Annotated in this window: 18 protein-coding genes; 9 read left to right on the top strand and 9 right to left on the bottom strand. The window is 70.7% G+C overall.

The features are described from left to right. Positions 1–205 precede the first annotated feature (205 nt). Together FKD65_RS14740 and FKD65_RS14745 are read left to right on the top strand one after the other, a co-directional pair. Positions 206–1,381: a glycosyltransferase family 4 protein gene (locus FKD65_RS14740; RefSeq protein ID WP_205718669.1), complete on the top strand. Its 1,176-nt coding sequence runs from the start codon at positions 206–208 to the stop codon at positions 1,379–1,381. Further along, positions 1,360–2,634: an MFS transporter gene (locus FKD65_RS14745; RefSeq protein ID WP_141578037.1), complete on the top strand. Its 1,275-nt coding sequence runs from the start codon at positions 1,360–1,362 to the stop codon at positions 2,632–2,634. The genes FKD65_RS14740 and FKD65_RS14745 overlap by 22 nt, the downstream gene beginning before the upstream one ends. Here FKD65_RS14745 and FKD65_RS14750 read toward each other — a convergent pair. Then, on the bottom strand, positions 2,627–4,108 hold the full coding sequence (locus FKD65_RS14750; protein ID WP_141578038.1) for an MFS transporter: 1,482 nt from the start codon (positions 4,106–4,108) through the stop codon (positions 2,627–2,629). The genes FKD65_RS14745 and FKD65_RS14750 overlap by 8 nt on opposite strands. Positions 4,109–4,330: 222 nt before the next feature. Here FKD65_RS14750 and sigJ point away from each other — a divergent pair, with 222 nt between their 5' ends. After that, complete coding sequence (sigJ, locus tag FKD65_RS14755) at positions 4,331–5,341, top strand: RNA polymerase sigma factor SigJ (protein ID WP_141578039.1); 1,011 nt, start codon at positions 4,331–4,333, stop codon at positions 5,339–5,341. A 22-nt stretch (positions 5,342–5,363) separates the two neighbouring features. On the opposite strand, the gene FKD65_RS14760 is transcribed toward sigJ, so the two are convergent. Together FKD65_RS14760 and FKD65_RS14765 are read right to left on the bottom strand one after the other, a co-directional pair. After that, positions 5,364–5,843: a carboxymuconolactone decarboxylase family protein gene (locus FKD65_RS14760; RefSeq protein ID WP_141578040.1), complete on the bottom strand. Its 480-nt coding sequence runs from the start codon at positions 5,841–5,843 to the stop codon at positions 5,364–5,366. Positions 5,844–5,868: 25 nt separating this feature from the next. After that, positions 5,869–6,948, bottom strand: coding sequence for a dihydrodipicolinate reductase (locus FKD65_RS14765; RefSeq protein ID WP_141578041.1), 1,080 nt, complete (start codon positions 6,946–6,948; stop codon positions 5,869–5,871). Between the two features lie 131 nt (positions 6,949–7,079). Here FKD65_RS14765 and FKD65_RS14770 point away from each other — a divergent pair, with 131 nt between their 5' ends. Next, on the top strand, positions 7,080–8,699 hold the full coding sequence (locus tag FKD65_RS14770; RefSeq protein ID WP_141578042.1) for a GMC oxidoreductase: 1,620 nt from the start codon (positions 7,080–7,082) through the stop codon (positions 8,697–8,699). Between the two features lie 125 nt (positions 8,700–8,824). Next, positions 8,825–9,046: a hypothetical protein gene (locus tag FKD65_RS14775; RefSeq protein WP_141578043.1), complete on the top strand. Its 222-nt coding sequence runs from the start codon at positions 8,825–8,827 to the stop codon at positions 9,044–9,046. A gap of 228 nt (positions 9,047–9,274) precedes the next feature. On the opposite strand, the gene FKD65_RS14780 is transcribed toward FKD65_RS14775, so the two are convergent. The 4 genes from FKD65_RS14780 to FKD65_RS44205 all read right to left on the bottom strand — a co-directional run bounded on the left by FKD65_RS14780 (position 9,275) and on the right by FKD65_RS44205 (position 12,972). Then, complete coding sequence (locus tag FKD65_RS14780; RefSeq protein ID WP_141578044.1) at positions 9,275–9,535, bottom strand: hypothetical protein; 261 nt, start codon at positions 9,533–9,535, stop codon at positions 9,275–9,277. A 140-nt stretch (positions 9,536–9,675) separates the two neighbouring features. Further along, on the bottom strand, positions 9,676–10,272 hold the full coding sequence (locus FKD65_RS14785) for a 3'-5' exonuclease (protein WP_141578045.1): 597 nt from the start codon (positions 10,270–10,272) through the stop codon (positions 9,676–9,678). 137 nt (positions 10,273–10,409) lie between these two features. Then, a complete protein-coding gene (locus tag FKD65_RS14790; protein ID WP_168221042.1) occupies positions 10,410–12,716 on the bottom strand; it encodes an NACHT domain-containing NTPase in 2,307 nt (768 codons plus the stop codon). 64 nt (positions 12,717–12,780) lie between these two features. Then, on the bottom strand, positions 12,781–12,972 hold the full coding sequence (locus FKD65_RS44205) for a hypothetical protein (RefSeq protein ID WP_168221043.1): 192 nt from the start codon (positions 12,970–12,972) through the stop codon (positions 12,781–12,783). Positions 12,973–13,477: 505 nt separating this feature from the next. Between FKD65_RS44205 and FKD65_RS14795 the strand changes: the two genes are divergently transcribed. Then, complete coding sequence (locus tag FKD65_RS14795; RefSeq protein ID WP_168221421.1) at positions 13,478–15,115, top strand: ABC-F family ATP-binding cassette domain-containing protein; 1,638 nt, start codon at positions 13,478–13,480, stop codon at positions 15,113–15,115. A 230-nt stretch (positions 15,116–15,345) separates the two neighbouring features. Then, complete coding sequence (locus FKD65_RS14800; RefSeq protein ID WP_141578048.1) at positions 15,346–16,755, top strand: M20/M25/M40 family metallo-hydrolase; 1,410 nt, start codon at positions 15,346–15,348, stop codon at positions 16,753–16,755. Between the two features lie 21 nt (positions 16,756–16,776). Here FKD65_RS14800 and FKD65_RS14805 read toward each other — a convergent pair whose 3' ends face one another. Together FKD65_RS14805 and FKD65_RS14810 are read right to left on the bottom strand one after the other, a co-directional pair. Continuing rightward, positions 16,777–18,378 (bottom strand): serine/threonine-protein kinase, encoded by a 1,602-nt coding sequence (locus tag FKD65_RS14805; RefSeq protein ID WP_141578049.1) that lies wholly within the window; start codon positions 18,376–18,378, stop codon positions 16,777–16,779. 10 nt (positions 18,379–18,388) lie between these two features. Next, entirely contained in the window at positions 18,389–21,514 is a 3,126-nt protein-coding gene (locus FKD65_RS14810) for a type I restriction endonuclease subunit R (protein WP_141578050.1), read from the bottom strand. Between the two features lie 520 nt (positions 21,515–22,034). Here FKD65_RS14810 and FKD65_RS14815 point away from each other — a divergent pair. Together FKD65_RS14815 and FKD65_RS14820 are read left to right on the top strand one after the other, a co-directional pair. Then, positions 22,035–22,640, top strand: coding sequence for a hypothetical protein (locus FKD65_RS14815; protein ID WP_141578051.1), 606 nt, complete (start codon positions 22,035–22,037; stop codon positions 22,638–22,640). Then, positions 22,637–23,131: a hypothetical protein gene (locus FKD65_RS14820; protein ID WP_141578052.1), complete on the top strand. Its 495-nt coding sequence runs from the start codon at positions 22,637–22,639 to the stop codon at positions 23,129–23,131. The genes FKD65_RS14815 and FKD65_RS14820 overlap by 4 nt, the downstream gene beginning before the upstream one ends. Positions 23,132–23,258: the final 127 nt, after the last annotated feature.

Raw genomic sequence — 23,258 nt, forward strand, 5'->3', positions numbered from 1 at the left:
AGGCCGCGAGCCTTCTCAGGCTGAGCAATTTCACTTGCTTTCCAAGTTTTTACCGCATCATGGCATTACCGATGAGAGGCCTCGAAAGGGAGTTGTGGTCTTTCGGTCTGTTCATTCCGAATTGCGCTGGACCCGCTGAGGCGTCATATCGACGAGTGGCCTTGTGGTTTGGTTGGGGGGCGTCTGGACGGGAAATCGTCGTCGCATGGAGATACCGCGGACGCTGGTGCTGACCGGGCATTTTCCACCGGAACCCGGGGGTGTGCAGACGTTCACGTGGGAGCTGGTCCGGCGGTTGCCCGTGGACCGGCTGGTCGTCGTGGCGCCCGCGTGGCCGGGGGCCGCGGAATTCGACGCGGGGCTCGCGTTCCCCGTCGTCCGGCGGCGCGGATATCTGCTTTTCCGCGGGCTGCGGCGGCTCGTCGTCCGGCACGGGGTCGAGGCGGGGTGGATCACGGCGGCGGCTCCGTTCGGGATGTACGCGCCGCTGGTGCGGGCGGCCGGGGTGCGGTGGCTGGTCGGGTCGGCGCACGGGCAGGAACTCGGCTGGTTCCGGGCGCCGCCGACGCGTGCGGCGCTCAGGGCGGCGGCGCGGTCGTTCGACGTCCTCACCCATCTCAGCGCGACCACGCTGCCGGAGCTCCAGGCCGCGGTCGGCGACCGGACGCGGCTGGCGCGGCTCGCCGGGGCCGTGGACACCGTGCGGTTCCGGCCGGGGCTGGACGGGGCGGCGGTGCGCCGCCGGCACGGCCTCGGGGACGGGCCGGTGGTGCTCAGCGTCGCCCGGCTCGTCCGGCGCAAGGGCCATGACATGCTGATCCGCGCGTGGGCCGACGTGGTGCGGCGCCGCCCGGACGCCCGGCTGGTGATCGTCGGGGACGGCCCCATGCGGCGCAGGCTCATCGAGTCGGCGGACCGGGAGGCGCCGGGATCGGTCACCGTGACCGGGCCCGTCCCCGCCGCGGAGCTGCCGCGCTACTACGCCGCCGCCGACGTGTTCGCGCTGCCGTGCCGCGACGACCGGGCGGGACTCCAGACCGAGGGGCTCGGCCTGTCGGTGCTGGAGGCGTCCGCGTCGGGGCTGCCGGTGGTGGTGGGCCGGTCGGGCGGCAGCCCCGAGTCCCTGATCGACGGCCGGACGGGCGTACTGGTCGACGCCACCGGCCCGGGCGAGATCGCCCTGGCCCTGCACCGCCTGCTCGCCTCCCCCGAACGCGCCGCCGCGATGGGGGCGGCCGGGCGGCGGTGGACGTGCGAGCGCTGGAGCTGGGACGCCGCCGCGGCCCGGCTCGCCGCCCTGCTGAAGGACTCCTCACCGGATGCGCCGCCGAAGCACGACACACCGGGTATGGAGCCCGCATGGGACTCAGGGAGCAGCTGAACAAGCGCGACTTCCGGCGGCTCATCATCGGGCAGACGGTGTCCTCGTTCGGCGACTGGATGGGCACCCTGGCGCTGATGTACTTCGTCCTGGAGCTCAGCGACTCCACGACGGCGGTCGGCGGCGTCCTGGTCCTGCGGCTGCTCCCCTCCGCGCTGGGCGCGCCGTTGGCGGCCCGGGTGGTGACGCGCTGGCGGCGGCGCAGCGTCATGATGTGGACGACCCTGATCCAGACGGGCATGGCGCTGGCCCTCCCGATCGTGCCGTGGCTGGGCTGGGTGTACTTCTGGGCCTTCGTGATCGAGGTGGCGGGGCTGGTCTTCCTGCCGGCCCGGGACGCCTCGATCCCGTTCCTGATCGAGGAGGAGGAGAACCGGCACGACACGGGGACGCTGGAGATCGCCAACGGCATCACCATGGCCACCTCCTACGGGATGATCCCGGTGGGCGCGGGGGCGTTCGGGTTGATCCTCTCCTTCTCGCAGCACATCGGCGTGGAGGGGCATTGGCGCTACGTGACCGTGTTCTGGCTGGACGCCCTGACCTACCTCGCCTGCTACTTCGCCATCCGCTCGATCCCCGACCTCGGGCCCGGGCCCGCCGAGCGGCGGGAGGTGGAGCGCACCGAGCAGGAGACGTCGTCCCGCGGGCTGCTCACCGCGCTGCGCCTTCCCGTGGTGCGCGGCGTCCTTCCCGGGGTGGCGGTGGTGTCGCTCGGGCTCGGCGCCCTGTTCTCGCTGGGCGTGGTGTTCGTGCGCAACGTCCTGACCGCGGGGCCGGTGGGGTTCGGGGCGCTGGTGGTCCTGTTCGGCGTGGGCGCGCTGGTCGGGCTGCTGATCATCCACCGCAAGGTGCGGAACCTGGCGGTGCAGATCAGGGTCGGAACGGCCGTGCAGGGCGTGGTGATCTTCCTCATGGCCCTGCTGGGGACGGTGGCCTGGGCCTTCATCGGAGCCGTGCTGTTCGGCGCGGCGGCGACCAGTGCCCTGGTGGGCGGGATCACCTACCTCCAGGAATCGCTCAGCGGGGTGAACCGGAACCTCGCTCTCACGGCGTTCCACGCCGTGCTGCGGTTCGGCCTGGCACTGGCGGCGCTGCTGGCCGGGGTCGCGGCCGACCTCCTGAGAAGGGCCTCCGAGGCCCCGCTCGGCCTGTCGCCGTCCCAGTTCGTGCTGGCCGGTTCCGGGCTGGTCGTCCTGTTCGGGGCATCCCTGATCCGCATCCCCGGCGGCAACGGCGTCTCCACTAGGTGATCGGCACGGCGCCCGCCTCCTTCTCCGGGTCCTCCGCGCCGTCGGCGGTCGCGGACGCCTCACCGCGGCTGTTCGCCGCGCGCAGGGCGACGACGGCCGCGGCGGCCAGGAACAGGGAACTGGCCAGCAACGCTCGGGAGAACCCTCCGGTGAGCGCCTCGGGCACCGGCCTCCGGTCGGCCAGCAGGTCGCTCGTGCGGGCGGCGGCGACCGCGGAGAAGATCGCCAGGCCGAGGGCGCCGCCGATCTGCTGGGAGGCGTTGAGCAGTGCCGCCGCCAGGCCCGCCCTGTCCGGCGGGACGCCCGCGTTGGCCGCGGTGGTGACGGCCACGAACGTGAAGCCGAGCCCGAACGAGGTGGCCATCAGGCCGGGGAGCAGGTCGGTGAGGTAGTGGCCCTCCACCGGGATGCGCGACAGCAGGTAGATGCCCGCGGCCGCGAGCAGCAGCCCGGCGATCATCACGGGACGGGTCCCGGCGCGCGCGATCAGTTGGGCGGACGCGCCCGCGGCGACACCCACCCCCGCGCAGAGCGGCAGGTAGGCCGAGCCGGTCTCCAGCGGTGAGTAGCCGAGGACGTTCACCATGTAGAGACTCAGGAAGAAGAACATCGACAGGAACCCGGCGACCGCGACGAGCTGGGTGACGTCCGCGGCGGCCAGCCCCCGGATCCGGAAGATCGACAGCGGCAGCAGCGGGTCGCGGCTGCGCCGCTCGTTCAGCAGGAACGCCACCAGCAGCGCGGCGGCCCCGGCGAGCCCGCCGATCGTGCGGCCCGCGTCCCAGCCGACCTCGGGCGCCTTGACCAGGGTGAACACCAGCAGCAGCATCCCGCCGGTGACGAGGATCGCGCCGGGCACGTCGAAGCCCGTGAGCCGGACGGCGCGGCGGTCGCCCTCGACCAGCAGGAACAGCCCCGCGATGACGAGGACGCAGACCGGGACGTTCACGAGCATCACCCAGCGCCAGCCGGGCCCGTCGGTGAGCAGCCCGCCGAGCAGGACCCCGGCGGCGGAGGCTCCGCCCCCGACGCCGCCCCACACGCCGAGCGCCTTGGCGCGGTCACCGCCCTCCTTGAAGGTGGTCGTCAGGATCGACAGCGTGCCCGGCAGCATCAGCGCCGCGCCGGCGCCCTGCGCGAGCCGCGCCCCGATGAGCGTCCCGGACGTGGTGGCGAGCCCGCCCGCGATCGAGGACAGCGAGAACACCGCGGTGCCCGCCACCACGATCCGGCGGCGTCCGAGCAGGTCGGCGAGGCGGCCGCCGAGCAGCATGAACCCGCCGTAGGTGAGCAGGTAGCCGGACGGCACCCACTGCAGGTCCTGGACGGAGAAGCCCAGGTCGGCGCGGATCGCGGGCAGCGCCACGTTGACGATCGAGGCGTCGATGAAGTCGAGGAACGCGATGGCGCACAGCAGGGTCAGGGTGACCTTGCCGCGTCCCGTCGCGAGGAAGGACGATGGGGAGTCGGCCATTCGGACCTCCGGTCGGTGGACCCGCGCCGCTGACCGCCGGTGCGGGACGTGCGGGGCTCTGCGGGCCCCGAGTCGGTCGGTTTCCCGTTCCATGAGCGGATCGGAGGGCGGGAGTGTGACGCGGCGGCCCGCGAATGTGGTCCAGGTCACATTCTCGTGGCGATGTCACACTCGGAGGGCCGACCGAGCTCAGAGGGGGGTGAGCGAGAAGGAGGTCGAGCCATGTCCGAAAGCACCGCCGACGACACCGCCCACGGCATCGGAGACACCGCCGCCGGTGGCACGGGGGACCCGTCCGGCAGCAGGGAGGATCCCGCCGACCGCACGGCGAAGGGCGCCGCCGGCGACGCCGCGACGCAGGTGTTCGCGGGGTACCGGGAGCTGCTGTTCTCGGTGGTCTACAACATGCTCGGGAGCGTCGCCGACACCGAGGACGTCCTCCAGGACACGTGGCTCGCGTGGGCGGGCCGCGGCACCGCCGGCCCCGCCCGAGTGATCGAGAACCCGCGCGCCTACCTGGTGCGGATCGCGGTCAACACGGCGCTGTCGCGGCAGGCCGCGATCAGCCGCCGCCGCGAGACCTACGTCGGGCCGTGGCTGCCCGAGCCGCTGGTGGTCCGGAACGACGTGGACGAGGCGGCCGAGCGCACCGAGGCGGTCTCGATGGCGCTCCTGGTCGTCCTGGAGACGCTCACGCCGCTGGAGCGGGCGGTGTTCGTCCTGCACGAGGTGTTCGGCTACGCGCACACCGAGATAGCGGAGATCCTGGAGCGCAGCCCCGCGGCGGTGCGGCAGCTCGCGCACCGCGCGCGGGAGCACGTGCACGCCCGCCGCCCCCGCTACCAGGCCGATCCGAAGGTGCAGCGCGAGGCGACGGAACGGTTCCTCCAGGCCGCCCTCGGCGGCGACCTGGACGCGCTGATGGACATCCTCGCCCCGGACGTGACGCTGTGGACGGACGGCGGCGGCAAGTCCAAGGGCACGGCCGCCCTGCGTCCCATCCAGGGAGCCGACCGGGTGGCGCGCACCATCACCAGGACGACCTCCCAGCGGCTCAAGGGGCTGGACATCTGCTACCGCACCGTCAACGGCGACCCGTCCGCGGTGCTGTTCGACAAGAACGCCCCGTTCGCCGTCATGGTCCTCGACCTCGACCCTGACAGCTTCCACGTCCGCGGCGTCTACGCGGTCACCAACCCCGACAAGCTGACCCACATCGAGGAGGACGACTGACCCCCACCTGACGGCGGACGTCTCAGGAGTGGGGCAGGACGCACATGGCGTCCAGGCCGAGGACGCGGTTGAGGCGGCCGAAGGCCAGCCAGGAGCCGATGCACATGCTCAGCTCAACGATCTCGGCCTGGCCGTAGTGGGCGGCCATCCGGGCCCAGAACTCCTCGTCCAGGCCGTGGTGGTCGAGGATGTAGCGTTCGGCGTACTCGGCGGCGAGGCGTGTGCGGTCGTCGAAGTCGCCGGTGGTGCGCCACTCGGCGACCGCGTCGGCGAACCCCTCCTCGACCTTGTGCCCGTCGCGCTCCGTCCGCCAGTCGAGGCAGAACAGGCAGCCGTTGAGCTGGGCGACGCGCAGCCGGGCGGCCTCGAACTCGCGGAGCCCGAGGGTGGTGTGCGCGTAGACGGCGAGGGAGAGGTTCGAGGCGGCCGGGCCGATGCCCGGCACCATCTCCCCCCACACGTACTGGATCGGGTCCTTGCCCTCGGGGATCTCGATGTTCACGGGCCTGCCCTTCTGATGGCGCCTCTCATGACGCCGTCCTGCCGAGTTTGCCCACGGCCGGACGGACGGGAACGTCGAGCGCGTCGTAGAGCCCCGGTTCGGCGTCCACGAGCCAGTCGATCGCGTTCACCAGGCGTCCGGCGGCGGTGGCGTTCCCTCCGGCGGCGCGGTTCCCGTGCTCGTCGGTCGCCTCGACGGTGACCTCGATGCGCGGGACGCCCTCGATGACCACGCGGTGCGCGCCGTCCCCGTCCGGGGGCACGGGCCAGTCGGGCGCGCAGGACGGATGGATCCGCGTGACGTGCTCGACGACGATGCGCGGCTCGCCGTCCACGATGCCCTGGACCTCGAACCGCACCGCGCCCTGCGTCCCCTTCTCGAACTCGCCCATGGACGCGGTGGAGATCGTGGCGTCGAGCGGGCGCCGGTCCACGGTCTCGCGGATCTCCTCCAGCTCGGCGCCGAGGGCGCGGGCCATCAGCCTGACCTGGCCGCCCCACACCATGGTCGGAACGGTCGCCGCGAGCATCGGCGGCTCGTAGTCCATCGGCTGCCCCATGCCGACCAGGTACCGGACGGAGTCGGGCTGGTCGTAGGTGGAGTAGTCGAAGATCTCCTGGCAGCGGACGACGTCGATCGTGCCGCCGAGGCCGCTGACCAGCAGCGGCAGGACGTCGTTGCCCCACCCCGGGTCGACGCCGGAGGCGAACAGCGAGCCGCCGCCTTCGGCGATCGCGTCCAGCACCTCAGCGCGCATCTCGGGCGGCGCGTTGCGCTGGTCGTAGAGGGCGTAGAGCGCGGGCGTGACGACGGCGGCCCCGGCGCGGATCGCCTTGAGGACGTCGGCGAGCGCGTCGTCCGGCCGGATGTCGCCGGACGCCGCGTACACGACGGCCTGCGGGCGGCCGGCGAGCACGGCCTCGGCGTCGGCGGTCGCCGCGACGCCCAGGTGGCGGTCGAGGCCGGCGAGGTCGCCCGCGTCCCGTCCCACCTTGCCCGGGTCGTGGACGATCACGCCGCTCAGCCGGAGCGCCGGGTGCGCCTCGACGGCCCGCACGGCCAGCCGTCCCATGTTGCCGGTACCCCAGACGACCACGGAGATCATGCGCGGAATGTACCAGGACCAAGCAAGCACTTGGTAGCCACATGTGGACACGAGAATCTTCGGGCCAGGTCGTGACGCGGCTCACAATTCCAGATAGAACACGTTCTAATCTCACGAGTGAGGGAGGTCACATGAGTGACACCACCCCGTCCCTTCGCGTGTCCCGTCGCGGCTTCATCGCTGGAACCGGTTCTATCGTCGGACTGGGCCTGCTCGGCCGCACCGGCGCCTCGGCGGCACCGGCACCTGCGCCGATCGCCAACGGCGCCCGCGTCCCCGTGCTGGTCATCGGCACGGGCTACGGCGGCTCGGTCGCCGCGCTGCGCCTCGCCCAGGCGGGCGTCGACGTCCACATGGTCGAGATGGGCATGACCTGGGACACCCCGGGCTCGGACGGCAAGATCTTCTCGGGCATGACGGCCCCGGACTACCGCGCCTACTGGCTCCGGACGCGGACCAAGCAGCCCATCAGCAACTTCCTCGGCTTCCCGATCGACAGGGACGTCCCCAAGTACACCGGGATCCTGGACGCCGAGGACTTCGGCGGCATCCTCGTCTACCAGGGCCGCGGCGTCGGCGGCGGGTCCCTCGTCAACGGCGGGATGGCGGTCACCCCGAAGCGCTCGCGCTTCAGCGCCATCCTCCCCTCGGTGAACGCCGACGAGATGTACAACGTCTACTACCCGCGCGCCAACTCCGGGCTCGGCGTCAACGAGATCGACCGGGCCTGGTTCGACACCACCGACTGCTACCAGTACGCGCGGGTCGGGCGGAAGCACGCCCAGCGCTCGGGGTTCGAGTTCGTCTACGTCCCGAACGTCTACGACTTCAACTACATGAAGCAGGAGGCGGCGAACGCCGTCCCGAGGTCGGCGCTGAACACCGAGATCCTCTACGGCAACAACTACGGCAAGAAGTCTCTCCAGAAGACCTACCTGGCGCAGGCCAAGGCCACGGGCCGGGTCGCGATCTCCGCCCAGCACAGGGTGACGTCGGTGTCCCCCGCGTCCGGCGGCGGGTACACGGTCGCCATCGAGCAGATCGACACGACCGGCGCCGTCGTCGCGAACAAGACGGTGACCGCCGCCCGGGTGTTCTTCGCGGCCGGCAGCGTCGGCACCAGCAAGCTGCTGGTCAAGCTCAGGGCGACCGGCGCGCTGCCCAACCTGAACGGCGAGGTCGGCAAGGGCTGGGGCGACAACGGCAACGTCATGGTCGGCCGCGCCAACCACCTGTGGGACCCGACCGGCAGCCTCCAGTCCTCCATGCCGACGGGCGGGATCGACAACTGGGACGCCGGCGGGGCGTTCGCCGAGGTCGCGCCGCTGCCCACCGGCATCGAGACGTACGCCTCGTTCTACCTGTCGATCACCAACACCCCGCACCGCGCCGAGTTCTCCTGGAACTCCTCCGCCGGACGGGTCGACCTGAACTGGCAGACCGCCTGGAAGCAGTCCAGCATCGGCATGGCGAAGTCGATCTTCGACAAGATCAACAGCAAGGAGGGGACGATCTACCGGACCGACCTCTTCGGCACCTACAAGGTCTGGGGCGACCACCTCACCTACCACCCGCTCGGCGGCGCCGTCCTGAACAAGGCGACCGACAACTACGGCCGGCTGCAGGGCTACCCCGGCCTCTACGCCATCGACGGCTCGCTCATCCCCGGCAACACCAGCGTGAACCCGTTCGTCACCATCACCGCCCTCGCCGAGCGGAACATCGAAAAGATCATCGCCACCGACCTGTGACCCACCGGGATCCGGCCACGGGCGCGTGTGGCCGGACCTCCCCACCGCCGGCCCCCGGCGCCAGCCGAACCGGGCCGAGGGAACGAACGCGCGAATCAAGTTCCGTCCGGTCGCTCAGGGGAGCAGTGGAGCCGCACGGGGCGCTGGTGATTCCCAGCCGGCGGGCCGCCCCCGGCATGTTCTCGCCCGAAATCGGGATCGGTATTCTCACGACCGATTTCAGCGAGCTGAAAAGCGAACGGCATAGGCGGTTCGGCGAGCGCGAAACGCTGTTCTGCATCGCCTTCGCGGCGATGGCGGCGGGGTCGTCGGGCATGCGGCGACCGGCCGGCAGGCCCCGAAAATAACACAGGAGCCCGAAGAAAGGGCTCCTGTATGTGGAAAAGTATCTCCGGGCGCAGCCCGGTGATCAACTAGAAGTCTTCCGAACAAGTAACAAACAGATGCGGCTCAGATCGTCCGCTGGTCACGCCATGAAGCAGCGCTCCCTCTGTTTTTGCTCAGCAGACCCCTCAGAACTTATAGAGAATGGTGATGTCACTGCAGCCTTGTTGGCCAAGCGCAGCAGACAGCGATCACCATACCTTCACGGAAACGCCAGAAGCGCCCCCGTGAATGAGACTGCTCGGCCAACGGGCCGACGCCGCCTTGTGGGCGACGAAGGTGCGGTTTTGTGTGAACATCACGCCAACGTCGCCCCTGGGGAGGAAGGCGACGAAGTCCGGATACACGATGTCCACCCGCACTTTCGCAGCCCTCCACTCTTGCGAGAAGCCCGCGCTGCGCGCGAGCTCGAAGGTCTGTGTTGCTTTTCCTGCGCTCAGGATAGCCGACACGACCTCCCGTCGCACCCTCGGCTTCGATGGGCCGGCAGGCGGGTTCTGAGCCGGCGAGGGGGCGGAGACGCATGCTGCGCATTACTCAGCGTCCGGTGTCAACGGAATGGCGAGACCGGATCCGGCCTGCCCCGGGCAGGTCAGCGCCCGCCGGTCACCTGGCGCACGTTCTCCTCGGAGCCGGGCCAGCTCTCGCAGGCGGCGATCTCCAGGACCAGGGCGCCGATGTTCCAGGCATCGTCGGCGCCGCTGTGGTGGCGTCCCTCAAGGGGGAGGCCGGCGTGCTCCAGCGCCGCGCTCATCCCGGGTTTGCGGCGAAGCCCGAAGCAGTCGGTGAAGGTCCGCTTGGCGTTGGTGTGCCGGGAGCCGAACGGGTAGGAGACCCGGCCGTCCGAGCACTGGCGCTCGAACTGCCGGCGGTCGTAGTCGCCCCAGCTGGCCCAGGCGCGGAACCGCGACCGGTGCTCCCGTTCCAGCACCGCGCACGCCTCCCGGAAATCGACGCCGCCCTCGACTTCGGCGGGGGTCAGCCCGGTGAGCTCGGTACAGAACGCGCTGACCGACGAGCGGGCAGGGCGGACCAGGATGCGGTGCTTGGCCACCCGCCTCCGCGCCTCCACGTCCACGACGCACAGCCCGATCTCAATGATCTCGCTGACCTCGCCGGGGGGCGGCCGCCCCTCCCAGCAGGTCGCCTCCACGTCGACGACGTTGAGGAATTGCCCAAACTGCTCCATAACCAAGCCACGGTACCGACGGCCTTCACGCCTGGCGAATGCTTATGGACGTCCACCCGAATGCCGTGGCTCGCCACGAAGACCGGCGAAAAGTCACCGCCCCGCCCGCAGGACGATTCCCATCGCGGGTGCCCACCTCAACCTGAATGACTCGCGGAGTCTCCGGCCTCGTGCTCCCCGGCTTCGTGCTCTCCGGCCGCACCGGATCGGCCGCGCTCGGCGCCCCCGTCCTCCGGTGGACGGGCCTTGGCGGCCTTCCGGCGCTTGGGCGCACGGGCCTTGGGAAGCGGAGCCAGGTACTCCTGGAGTTCGCGATGGCGGAACTGGTAGGCAACCCCCGCCACACGCAGGAGACCGGCCGCATAGGCCCATTCCAGGAAGCCGCCCAGCATCCATGGGAGAGGCCGTTCGTGCCAACGGCGGGTGGCCAGGAGCAGGCCCAGGTAGCGCGTTCCCGCCACACCGAAGAGGCCGAGGCCGAAGAGCAGGCCCTGGGCCATGGCGAGGCCGTGGCCGACCTTGCCGTGCCCAGCGATCTCCAGGAAGCCGCCAAGGGCCGCGCCTATGGTGGTTCCGACCACCAGATCACCCTGGGCGGTGGAGCGGGACCTCTCCCGGATGGGGCCGGAACTGATGACGTGCAGGAGCCCGGCCACCACCAGGATGGCCGTGGCGATCAGGATGTCCTTTTCCCTCGTGACCAGCCAGGTCACGAAACCCCCGATCGCCCAGCTGAGGGCCCAGCTGAGGGAGCCCAGCGTGCGGAACGACTTGTCGGGGGCCTGACCGAACCAGCGCAGATGGAAGCGATTGGGCTCCGGCCACTGCCTTCCGAACGAATAGAGCGCGGTGAACGCACCCACGCCCGACGGGAGAAGGAGTTCCTTCCGCATGTCGTGCCCCGTCCACTGCGAGTACCCGGCCACCAAGCCCGCGACGAGGATGACCAGGAGAACGGTCGCCGCCTTGGCGCGGGCTTCGCGTCCTGCGAGTGGCCAGAGTTCGTGCATCACGAATTCGGTGCTGGACAGCCGCTTCCCATCGACCTCGTGTCCTGGCCTCGCGTTGTCGCGGAGGAACTGCGCCAGGGAGGTGAGCCAGCGCTCGACGTTCTCCGCCGACGCCCCGTGCGGAGGCGGATGGGAAGCGACGATCGCCGGAATGTAGTGGCCCAGAAGATGGTCGCGCACGTTCAGACCGGGTGCGACCAGTTCGTCTGGGTGGCGCAGGTAGCCCTCGCCGTCCGGGCTCGGCTCCTCGTACACCGAAACCGCGAGGTCGAGGCGCCACGGCGTCGACAGTTCCCTGGCCAGACGCCCTTTCCCCTTCGTGGCCTCGAGGACGGCGTCCCACCGGCCGAGGTCGGTCACCCGGCGGCGCAGGAACTCGGTCCGCTTGGCCTGGCTGACCGGCACCAGCTCCACCTGCGCGGCGAACTTGATCCAGAAGCGGGTCGCCTCCAGGGCGTTGTACTCCCTGGTGCGGCAGGTCAGGATGACCGCGCCCTTGCCCGCCGCGTGCTGGTAGTCGTTGATCGCCTGCATGACCCGGCCGGCGCGGGACGGGAAGCCGCCCGCACGGTCCATCTCGTCCAGGCCGTCGATCACCGGGAGGATCCGCCGGGCATCGACGAGCGCCCGCGCCCGGCCCGCGGGAACGCTGTACGCCGTATGGAGGTGCCGGACGAGGAAGTCCTCCACCGACCGGCCCTCCAGGGACTCCGCGGTCATCCGGACCGGGATCTGGTCACCGGGGGCGTACCTCCCGAGCAGGTCCAGGACGATCTGGAGCGCGAGCACGGTCTTGCCGGAGCCCCCCGCGCCCGTGATGACCATCCGGCGAGGGCGCAGGTCGCGGTAGTACTCGACCACCTGCCGCAGGCTGCTGCGGGGCTCGGCCCCCTCCGCGTCGTGCGAGCGCGCGGGCCGGAAACGGAATTCGAGGTCGATGGCGAGGTCGTCCTCACCGAGCAGGCGCCGCCGGGCCAGTTGCTCGCTTCGCAGCACGGCCCGGGCCAGCGTGGCCGCGGTGTCCTCCTCCGCCCGGGTCAGGGGCAGGGGACGCGGCTCGCCCCTCGGCGGCGGGACGGTCTCCTCGGGCGCGACACCTCCGGCCGGCGCACCGCCGCCGCGCGGGCGGCCGCCGCGGTTCCTGGCGCGTTCCCGCTGGGCGGCCCTGCGCAGGCCCTCCCACCATTCCAGCGGTCGCCGGGGCTCCCCCGCCGATTCCTGAAGGACGGCGACCAGGGAGGCGAAGACCTTGGTGCGGGACGGCACGCTCTTGCCGCCCAACCATTCCCCGAGGGACGTGGGCGACAATGCCAGCCCCGGATGGCGGGCCGCGAGTACGGCTTTCAGTTGCCCGGAACTAGGAGATCCGGCCCGCTCGTAGAGCTCGGATAAAGCGTCCGCGAACCGCTGAGCCGCGCCGTCGTCCTCACTCATCGCCGCCCCCTTATCGACCTGTCCGGTCATCGTGTCAGGAAGGGGGCCTCGGTGGAGGTCGAGCCTAGAATCCGGCAACGATCTTCGCGATGGCCAGAACGACCCCCGCGACCCCGACATAGGGCGCCCACACGTTCCGGCAGCGATGAAGCGCCTTGGCGTATTCGATGATCCTCATGAGAGCATCACGCGCTTTACGCCACGTTTCCGGCGACCGCCCGGATCTGACTTCATGGCCCTTGAACTGGGCGGACACCGAACGAATCCGTTTACGGGACCTTTGCGGACCATGAGCCGCCCGACGGCGAAGGCCGAACCCGCCGCGGGCCCGCCTGCCCCCTCACACGGACCGGCCGAACCTTCACCCACGCATGTTCCCGGTCATCGCCGCACCGCGCCGTAGAGCGATCCGGCAAGCAGCGTGAGTCCCGACAGGACACCGCTGACGAACGGGATCCGCACCGCGATCCCGGCGGCCTCCGGTAGGTCGCACTCGGCCACGGCGTACGACGGAGGAGCGTGCCGGCGATCGGCCTCGGCGGGTTTTATTCGATGGAGGCCGCGGGGCGGGACGGGTAGCGTGAGCGGCATGGCACGAGGCATCTGGTCGCAGAAGGTCCGCAGCGCCCGCTGACGGCGGCGCCTTCCCCTTTCTGAATCCGCGCTCGCCGTCCCGGTTCCCGCCGGGCGGCCGTCTTCCGCTGCCCGGCTCCACTGCGAGCTGCGGAGCACCCTTGAGCCTCACCCCGATTCCCGAGAACATGTCCCGGCCCGTCCCGGCGGGCGACAGCGCCCACATCCGCGCCCAGGACGTCGCGGTCACCCGCGGGTCGCGGCGGGTCCTGCACGACGTGTCGGTCACCGTCTCGGCCCGGTCCCGGATCGCCGTCGTCGGCGAGAACGGCCGCGGCAAGACGACGCTGCTGCACGTCCTCGCCGGCCTGATCCCGCCCGACGAGGGCACCGTGCACCGCGCCGGGACGATCGGCCTCGCCCGCCAGGAGCTGGCGGCGCGCGACGGCGAGACCGTCGGCGGCCTGACGTCCGCGGCGCTGGCCGCTCCGCTCGCGGCCCTCGCCGCGCTGGACGAGGCGACCGAGGCCGTGACCGCCGGTGATCCGGCCGCCGGCGACCGCTACGCCGCGGCGCTGGAGGCCTCCACCCGGCTCGACGCGTGGGACGCCGAACGCCGCCTCGACGTCGCACTCGACGCGCTCGGCGCGTGCACCGACCGCGACCGGCGGCTGTCGACGCTGTCGGTCGGGCAGCGCTACCGGGTGCGGCTGGCGTGCCTGCTCGCCGCCCGGTACGACGTGCTGCTGCTCGACGAGCCGACCAACCACCTCGACGCCGGCGGGCTGGACTTCCTGACGCGCCGGCTGCGGGAGCACGACGGCGGCTTCGCCGTCGTCAGCCACGACCGCGCGCTGCTGCGGGACGTCGCCGACCGGTTCCTCGACCTCGACCCCAGCCGCGACGGCAGGCCGCGGCTGTACGCGGGCGGGTACGACGCCTGGCAGGACGCGCGGCGCGGCGAGCGTGAGCGCTGGGAGCAGGACTTCGAGCAGCAGCAGGCCGAGCACCGGCGGCTGCAGGACGCGGTGTCCAAGGCCCGCGACCGCCTGTCCACCGGCTGGCGGCCGGACAAGGGCACCGGCAAGCACCAGCGCCAGTCCCGCGCGCCGGGCGTCGTCCAGGCACTGAACCGGCGGCAGGACGCCCTCGAAGCGCACCGCATCGACGTGCCGGAGCCGCCACCGGCCCTGCGATGGCCCGACCTCGACGTCCGATCGCGAGCGCCGCAGTTGCGGGCCGGCGGCGTCGCCGTCGAAGGGCGGCTGGCGGGCCCGATCGACCTCGGCCTGGACGGTGGGGAGCGGCTGCTCGTCACCGGCCCCAACGGCGCCGGGAAATCCACGCTGCTCGCGGTGCTGGCCGGTTCTCTCCAGCCCACCCGCGGGCATCTCTGGAGAGCGAACGGAACCCGTGTCGCCCTGATCACGCAGGAGACCGCCGAGCACGAGCCCGGCCTCACCGCCCGCGAGGTGTACGCCCGGCACGCGGGGCGGCTCGTGGCGCACGGGGTGCTGCGCGACGCCGACATCGTCCCGCTCGGGGCGCTCGGCCTGCTGGACTCAGCCGCGATGCGCACGCCGGCCGCGCGGATGTCGCAGGGCCAGCAGCGGCGGCTCGACCTGGCCCTCGCGCTGGCCGGGCGGCCCGGCCTGATCCTGCTCGACGAACCGACCAACCACCTGTCGTCGGCCCTGGTGGACGAACTGACCGGCGCGATCCGGGCCACCGGCGCCACCGTCGTGGTCGCCACCCACGACCGGCAACTGCTGAGGGACCTCGCCGACTGGCCGCGTCTCGAGATCGGACGCGTCGAACACCGATGAAGATCTCGGCGGGGGTCCGGCCGGGCCCCCGGCCATGCGGCAGGCCGGACGTCACCTGCGGGCACTTGCGGGTCAACGCGTGCACCGGTGATTCAACGCTTCGGAGATTGTGCGATTCGGGGCCTTCAATGACGCCGGGCAGAGGCCGGCACGCGCGGAGGCGGCGGGAACCCTGACATGACGACCATAAAGAATGCGGCACTTGTCCGCCTGCGCCGGGAGGGCCACGCATGACGACCGAGGTGTCGGACCTGACGCGCGGTGTGCGCGCGCTGGTCGACGGCAACATGGAGCGGCTCTGGCAGGACCTGGCGTGCCTCGTGGAGATACCCAGTCACGCCGCGAACCCGGAAGGCGTCCAGAACGCCCGCCATGCCGTCGTCCGCCTCTTCCAGCAGGCGGGGATCGCCCATGTGGAGGAGGTGGCGGTCTCCCACGACGGCAGGACCGCGACGCCCCTCGTCTACGGCGAGCACCCGGCGCCGCCCGTGGCCGGTGCGCCGACCGTGCTCCTCTACGCGCACTACGACGTCCAGCCGCCGGGAGACGGCTGGGACACCCGTCCGTTCATCGCGACGGAGAACGAGATCGCCGGGGTCCGCCGGCTGTACGGCAGGGGCGCCGCCGACGAAAAGTCCGGGATATGCATGCACCTGGCCATGCTGCGCATGTTCGGCAAGGCCATGCCGGTCAATCTGAAACTGGTCATCGAGGGCGAGGAGGAGACCGGGACCGGCATCCTGGAGAACTACCTGGCCTCCGAGACGGGCCGCGCGGACCACCGCTTCACCGCCGACCTGATCGTGATGGCCGACACCGGGAACGTCCGACGCGGGCAGCCCACCATCACGACGAGCCTGCGCGGCCTGGTCGCCGTCGACGTCACCGTGAGCACGCTCCGCGATCCGGTGCACAGCGGCGTGTACGGCGGGCCCGCGCCGGACGCGTTCATGGCCTTCGCGCGGATGCTGACCGCGCTCCAGGACGACCAGGGCGACGTCATGATCCGGCTGGACAAGGAGGACCTCGGGTGGCCGGGCGTCCCCGAGGAGCGGTTCCGCCACGACGCTGGCGTGCTGGAGGACGTGCGTCTGATCGGCACGGGCCCGCTCGCCGAGCGCCTGTACGGCAAGCCGTCGGTCAACGTCGTCGGCCTGGACGGCGTGCCGCCGATGGCCGGCGCCACCAACGCCTTGTGTCCCACCGTCACGGCCCAGATCAGTGTTCGGCTGTCCCCCCACCAGAACCTCAACCAGGCCCGCGAGCGGCTCGCCGCACGACTCAGGGAGGTCGCTCCCTGGGGAGCGCGCGTGGAGGTGACTCCCGCCAACGAGGGCGCGGGCTTCGCCGCCGACCCGGACACGCCCCGCATGAAGGACGCCCACACCGCCCTTGAGCAGGCATACGACGGCAAGCCCGTGGTGCATGCCGGGCAGGGAGGGGCGATCCCGCTGGCCAGCGCGTTCCGCGTCGCCAACCCCCAGGCGGACATCCTCCTGTGGGGCTGCGAGGAGCCCACGTGCGCCATCCACGCCCCGAACGAGAGCGTCAGCTTCTCCGAACTCCAGTCCATGACAGAGGCAGAGGCCCTGCTGCTCAAGGCCAGCGCCAAGAACACCCAGAAGGATGCCCCGCCGTAACGCACACCGGGCGGGGGCCGATCAGCGATTCGCTCCGGCCTGCCCCGCCGCACCGGAGTCGAGGAGGCGGGTCAGGCGGGCGAGATAGGCGTCGAGTTCGCCCAGCATCGCCACCGAGTCGTCCCGCCGGTACCTGAGGACGGCCGCCCGCATGCGCTCCGCCGTGTCCGACATCCGGTCACGGCGCCTGCCGGCGGCGTACAGCCGCATGAGCGAGGCGAGCGCGTCGAGGTGCCGCTCCACGGCCTGGTCGTCGGACGGATCGAACGCGGCACCGGCCACGTCCTCGAACGCCGCGGCGGCACCGCTGAGGTCACCCGACTCGTCCCTGCACTGCGCCAGGTAGTAGCGGGCCATTTGCGCATCGGTGTCGTCCGGCCCGTAGCGCTCGGCGAAGTACGATCCCACCTCGGCGAACAGGGAGGCGGCTTCGGTGTGCCGGCCCGCGATGAACTTGGCCGTCGCGAGCCGGAACGACAGATCGATGGCGAGCGCACGGTCAGTCGTCCTCGCCCGGAGGCCTTCCAGCAGGTCGAACGCCTCCACGAAGAGCCCCTCGTCCAGCATCTCCGCGACCCGGTCACCGGCCTCATCGATCTCCCGCTCGGTGAGCGGGGGGGCCGTGACGGCCTGACCAGAGGCCTTGGGGACGCCGCGGCGGCCCAGTCGACCGCCCAGCGGACGGACGAACGGCAGGCACGGGTCCAGGTGGGCGATCTCGGCAGGAAACCCCGCCCCGCCCGGGCGGGACGCGAACGGCAGCAGGCGCTCGTAGACGTCCGCGGCATCGGGCCGGTCCTCGGGCTCCTTGGCGAGCATCTCCACCAGCAGGCACTCGATCTCCTCCGGCACGTCCGACCGCTTGGCGCGGATGAGGGGCGGCTCGGAGTGGACGTGGTGCCACAGGTGGGACTTCGACGCGGAGTCCGCGAAAGGCGGCTCTCCCGTCAGCACCTCGAACAGGACGCAGGCGAGTGCGTAGACGTCCGAGGTGGGGCCGATCGTGTTGCCGAGCGACTGCTCCGGCGACATGTAGGGCGGAGTGCCGATGGTCATCCCGACCTGGGTGAGGCGCGGGTTGTCTCCGGAACCGAGCAGCGACGCGACGCCGAAGTCGAGCACCTTAACGATCCCGCCCGGTGTGAGCATCAGGTTGGACGGCTTGACGTCCCGGTGCACCACGTCGTGCCGGTGCACCTCGTCGAGAACGGAGGCGATCTGCGCGCCGATCGCGGCGGCCCGCGCAACGGCGAGCGGCTCCCCCTCGTGGTCGGTCTCGTCGATGAGCGTCTGCAACTCGCGGCCGTGCAGGAGCTGCATGGCGATGAACAGCCGTCCATCGGAGACGCCCGCGTCATAGACGGCCGGTATCCCGAGATGCTCGATGGCGGCGGTCGTCCGGACCTCGCGCAGGAAGCGCTCCCTGCGGACCTCCATGGTCTCCGCGCGCGGCCACGACTCTGAGAGACGCTCGTCAAGCATCATCTTGACGACGACGCGGCGCCCGCCGAGGCGCTCGTCGTAGCCTTCCCAGACCTCGCCCATGCCGCCGGCGCCAATGGGGGCGCGTAAGCGGTAGCGACCCGCGACGACTCTCCCGCTCGCCTCGTCGGCGTCTCCCATGGGATGCACGCTACTCGGGACGAGAGCCGCGAGTCCGGCGAATCTCCGCCGCCCGTTCGGCGGTCGCGCGCCGCTGCGCCTCGCGCCGCACGGGCCGCCGGATCATGTCGTACGCCTGCCGTTTGGCGACCTGCTTGAAGAGCCGGTTGACGCGCTCGTCATCGAAATACCGGACGAGCAGCTCCTCGTTGGACGCAGCCTGGTCGATCATGATGCGGTCGGCGTCCTTGTCGACCTCACGCTCGAACACCTCGCGGGGATTGTTGAGCGCGATCGCGGCGAGCTGCGCGTCCTCGGCGATCGCCACCGCGAACTGACCCACGATGATCTTGTCCGCGGTGGAGAGATTCGCGCCGTACTCGTCGTTGACCCGGTCGATCAGCTCCGAGAGGGACAGCTCCTCGGGATCGGCGGACGGGCCCGTCGCGCCGCCGAGAAGCCCGCTCACCTCCTGGTCGCCGTCGGCCTCAAGCCGCAGCTCGTGCTCGCCCTTCTTCTCCACGCGCAGGTGGCTCGGCTCGACCTGGCCGACGTCCACGGCCGCCTCCTGGCCTCGCGGCGGGAGCTTGTTCAGCAGGAACCGGCCGTACTGGTAGAGCAGTTCGAGGTCGTCGTCGTTGTAACCGATCACCTGGGCGAGGAACCCGTAGGCGCGGACGAAGTCGCGCAGCGCGCCCCGGAACGCCTCGGCCTTGTCCGGCTCCTCGGCGGCCAGCGCGACGAACCGGTCGACGGCCGGTTCCAGCCACCGGTACAGCTTCCCGTGCGCCTTGACCAGCTCGCGCTCGTCGGCGGCCTTGGCCCGCTCGGCACTGAGCGCTTCGAAGAACCGCCGCATCTCCGCCTCGACGAGCAGCCGGTAGGCGAGCACCTCCCGCTCCTTGGCGTAAAGGAGGTCGGGGTCGGTCGGCTCACTGATCGTCGTCTCGTAGTACGGCTGGAAGGCGTCCAGGATGTCGTCGGCCTTGTTCGCGAAGTCCATCACGAACAGGTCTTCCTGGGTCTTGCCCGGGTGGGTGCGGTTGAGCCGCGACAGCGTCTGCACCGCCGCGACGTCCGCGAGCGGCTTCGCGACGTACATCGTGGTGAGGAGCGGCTGGTCGAAGCCCGTCTGGTACTTCTCGGCGGCGACGAGGATCCGGTACTCCTGCCTCGGGACGGTCCCGGCGCGCTTGTCGTCGGCCCGCGTGTAGGCGAACCGCGCCGGAAGCTCCCGCTCGGGGAATCCGTTGAGCTTGGCCTCGGTGTACTCGGCACCGCCCTCTTCCAGTCGCAGCGCGCCGGAGAACGCCACCAGCGTCCCGCAGTCGGTGAACCCGCGCTCGTCGACGTAGGTGCGGATCGCCTGGTAGAGCTTCAGGGCGTCAGCTCGCAGCGGCGTCACCACCATCGCCTTCGCGCGGCCCCCGATCCGGGGCGCGGTGTGCGACCGGAAGTGGTCGACGATGATCTTCGCGCGGACCGCGGTGGACGCCTCGGACCAGATCGCCTGCCGCACGATCTGCGCCTTGGCCTTGCGCGGGTCGACCATCCGGTCGGCCTCGTCGGCGGCGGCCTGCGACAGCTTGAAGTACGTGCCGTAGGTGACGTAGTTCCGCAGCACGTCGAGGATGAAGCCCTCGTCGATCGCCTGCCGCATCGAGTACACGTGGACGGGCTCGTTCTTGCCCTTCTCCGCGTTGAACCGGCCGAACAGGTCGAGGGTCTTCTTCTTCGGCGTCGCGGTGAACGCGAACACCGACAGGTTCGGCTGCCTGCCGCGCGCCAGCGCCGCCGAGGTCAGCGGGTCGCCGGTCTCGTCCTCCGTCCGCGAGCCGAGGGCCTTCTTCAGGGCGGCGTCGTCCTCGCCGCCCTGAGACGAGTGCGCCTCGTCGATGACGATCGCGTACTTGCGCTTCGACAGGTCGCGCACCTTGCCGAGGACGTACGGGAACTTCTGCTGGGTGGTGATCACGATGCGGGCGCGGGCGCCGGTGAGCGCTTCGGCCAGCTGCGCGGAGTCCTTCTCGATCCGCTCCACCACGCCCTGGACCTGCTCGAACTGGTAGACCGTGTCCTGGAGCTGCTTGTCGAGGACGAGCCGGTCGGTCAGCACGATGACCTTGTCGAACACCGGCTCGTTCGCGTCGTCGTGCAGCGTCGACAGCCGGTGCGCCAGCCACGCGATCGTGTTGGACTTCCCGGAACCGGCCGAGTGCTCGATCAGGTAGTTCTCCCCGGCGCCCTTCTCCCGTGCGTCCGCGATCAACGTCCTGACCGCGTGCCACTGGTGGTAGCGGGGGAAGATGAGCGGCTGGGTGTGGGCGGCGAACGGTTTGAACGAGGGGGCCTTGCCGGCCTTGGCGTCCGCGTCCTCGACGTGCAGGTACTGCTGGACCAATTCCAGGAAGTTGTCCCGCTGGAGCACCTGCTCCCACAGGTAGGACGTCCGGTATCCGGAATCGCCGGCGGGCGGGTTGCCCGCCTCCCCCGATAGCCCTGGCCCCTTGGAACCCTGGTTGAACGGCAGGAACCGCGTCTTGTTCCCCTTGAGGCGCGTGGTCAGGAAGACGAGGTCGGTGTCCACGGCGAAATGGACGAGCGTCCGCCGCGCGAAGAAGAGGGCCTTGGGGTCGCGCTCGCGGTACTGCCTGCGCGCGTCGGCGACGGTCTGCCCGGTCGCGGCGTTCTTCAGCTCGGCGGACGCCACCGGTATGCCGTTGACGAAGAGCGCCAGGTCGACGGACTTGGCGGGCTCCTCGGCCGAGTAGTGCAGCTGCCGGGTCACCGTCAGGCGGTTCGCGCGGTACTCGTCCAGCGCGCCGGCCGCCAGCGTGTGCGCGGGCCGGAAGTAGGCGAGCCTGAACCGGATCCCCTTGTCCTTCACACCCGTGCGCAGGACGTCCAGCGCGCCCCGCGCGTCGATCTCCTTGCCCACTAGCCGCGCGAACGGCCGGGCGGGGTCCTCGCCGTAGGCGGTACGGAGTCGCTCCCATTCCCAGGGCTGCGTCCGGCCGAGGAACACCGCCAGCTCCGCCGTGTCGAGCCCGAGCTCCCGGTCGTAGTTCCCCGGCTCGCCCCGCGCCCATCCGTGACCGATCAATGCACTCTCGACGGCGTCCTCGAACGTCTTCTCTCCGTACACCTTCGCGCTCACGGCCCCCACCTCGTCCGCCCGACTCACCCACCGCCGCCGCTTGATCCGGCGGCGCTTACTCTAGGACGCTTGTGAGCAACAATCAACCTGTTTCAGGTTGTTGACTTCGCTAACAGAACCTACGCATTGACGGGGCCACCCGAACTGGCGCGCCGTGAGGTTCTGCGAACGGGGAGAGGGGAAGCGCCGCGGCCTCGTCTCCGATCGGCGCCCGGAGGCGAGGCATCCAGTAGTGCCTCCAGGCTACGACCGGTCCGACCGCCCCGGCCGCCACACTCGGCTCACCCGCCCGCTCATCGGCCAGGCCGATCCGACGAAAGCCGCGGGGCCTTGCGGACCACGCGGAACAGAGGTGCGGGCACGCCGAGGTGGGCGGTGGACCCCGAGTCGAGCCGGGCGCACCCGCTTCCTGAACCGTGAGGGTCTGGAACACGACCGGCTGCGGCCATGCGGAGGTGGACCCATCGCGTTGGGGAAGGCTTACAGCCTGACAGGAAACTCGACCACAAATGACCGGGCAGTGGACGGAGCGATGATGAGAGGTCGACTTATCGCTCTTGAGGGGCCCAAGCTGGCCGGAAAGACGACGCTGGTCAGTGATTTGTCCACCCGGCTGGCCGCCGCATCGAGGGCCGACGTCGTTCTGACCAAGGAGCCGACTCCGGCGTTCGACCTGACCCGCGAGCAGCGGATGCACGGCGTCGACTTGGCCGCGTCCATCGCCGAGGATCGCCGGCGGCATGTCAACGACGTGATCGGACCGGCCTTGGCTGACGGACGCACCGTCATCTGCGACCGCTACATCCTGTCCTCCTATGTCTTCCACACTGCGGACGGCGTACCCGAAACCGTCATTGAGCAGTTGAACGGCGACTTCCCTCGCCCCGCACTGAACCTGGTCCTACGGGTGTCGGCGCGGGAACTGCGCCGACGGCACATCCAACGCGCGACCACGACTCGGCTCCAAACCGTCGATGCCGGGGCAGAAGCAGCGGCCTACACGCGGTACGCCGAACACATGAAACGTCAGGGCGTACCGAGCCGCATGGTCGATAATTCGACGATGACCGATCACCAGAACCTGCTGGACTGGCTGTACGCCCGGTGTTTCGAGGGTGCCCAATGACCCCCGGAAAGCCGGATTTTCCCGACCTTGACGCACCCGCCGGTGACCTACATTTCCTGCTCGGAGTCCTGTTCAACCAGCAAGTCCGCGCCGAGACCGCGTGGAAGGCACCGGTGCGGCTCTCAGCTCGGCTCGGCGGCCTGGACGTGGACGCCCTCGCCGTCGCCGATCCGAGTTCCCTCGTCACTGTGATGCGCGAGCGCCCGGCGATCCACCCGTTCGCCGTCGTGATGTCGGCACGCGTCATCGGGATCTGCGCGCGACTGGTCGACCACTACGGCGCTCGGGCAGCGAACGTGTGGTCAGACAACCCATCGGCGAGCACACTGCTGCATCGGCTTACCGGCTTTCCCGGCATCGGCCGTCACAAGGCCGGCGTCGCCGTCGCGCTGCTTGCCAGAGAGTACGAAATCCCGATCGTCGGGGCGGCGGCCGCGTCGGCGGATGCGCTGGCGTCATGCCCGAGGCTCAGCGAGGTCCTCGTGACCTAAAGCCATGTTGATTCGGAGAAAGGGCAGATCATGACCCAGCCGTCCGCCACTCCCGCCGTCCACCCGACAGGGGGCGTTCCGAAGACCCGGCAGTTGACCCGGTCCAGGAGCCACCGGTCCAGTGCCT

Source organism: Actinomadura sp. WMMA1423 (assembly GCF_006547145.1).
GTDB lineage: Bacteria > Actinomycetota > Actinomycetes > Streptosporangiales > Streptosporangiaceae > Spirillospora.

Coding starts and splice junctions, on each gene's coding strand:
- FKD65_RS14765 (WP_141578041.1), bottom strand. CDS start 6,948: ATGATCTCCGTGGTCGTCTGGGGTACCGGCAACATGGGACGGCTGGCC.
- FKD65_RS14785 (WP_141578045.1), bottom strand. CDS start 10,272: ATGGAGCAGTTTGGGCAATTCCTCAACGTCGTCGACGTGGAGGCGACC.
- FKD65_RS14805 (WP_141578049.1), bottom strand. CDS start 18,378: ATGGGAGACGCCGACGAGGCGAGCGGGAGAGTCGTCGCGGGTCGCTAC.
- FKD65_RS14800 (WP_141578048.1), top strand. CDS start 15,346: ATGACGACCGAGGTGTCGGACCTGACGCGCGGTGTGCGCGCGCTGGTC.
- sigJ (WP_141578039.1), top strand. CDS start 4,331: ATGTCCGAAAGCACCGCCGACGACACCGCCCACGGCATCGGAGACACC.
- FKD65_RS14795 (WP_168221421.1), top strand. CDS start 13,478: ATGTCCCGGCCCGTCCCGGCGGGCGACAGCGCCCACATCCGCGCCCAG.
- FKD65_RS14790 (WP_168221042.1), bottom strand. CDS start 12,716: ATGAGTGAGGACGACGGCGCGGCTCAGCGGTTCGCGGACGCTTTATCC.
- FKD65_RS14820 (WP_141578052.1), top strand. CDS start 22,637: ATGACCCCCGGAAAGCCGGATTTTCCCGACCTTGACGCACCCGCCGGT.
- FKD65_RS14770 (WP_141578042.1), top strand. CDS start 7,080: ATGAGTGACACCACCCCGTCCCTTCGCGTGTCCCGTCGCGGCTTCATC.
- FKD65_RS14740 (WP_205718669.1), top strand. CDS start 206: ATGGAGATACCGCGGACGCTGGTGCTGACCGGGCATTTTCCACCGGAA.
- FKD65_RS14745 (WP_141578037.1), top strand. CDS start 1,360: ATGGGACTCAGGGAGCAGCTGAACAAGCGCGACTTCCGGCGGCTCATC.
- FKD65_RS14750 (WP_141578038.1), bottom strand. CDS start 4,108: ATGGCCGACTCCCCATCGTCCTTCCTCGCGACGGGACGCGGCAAGGTC.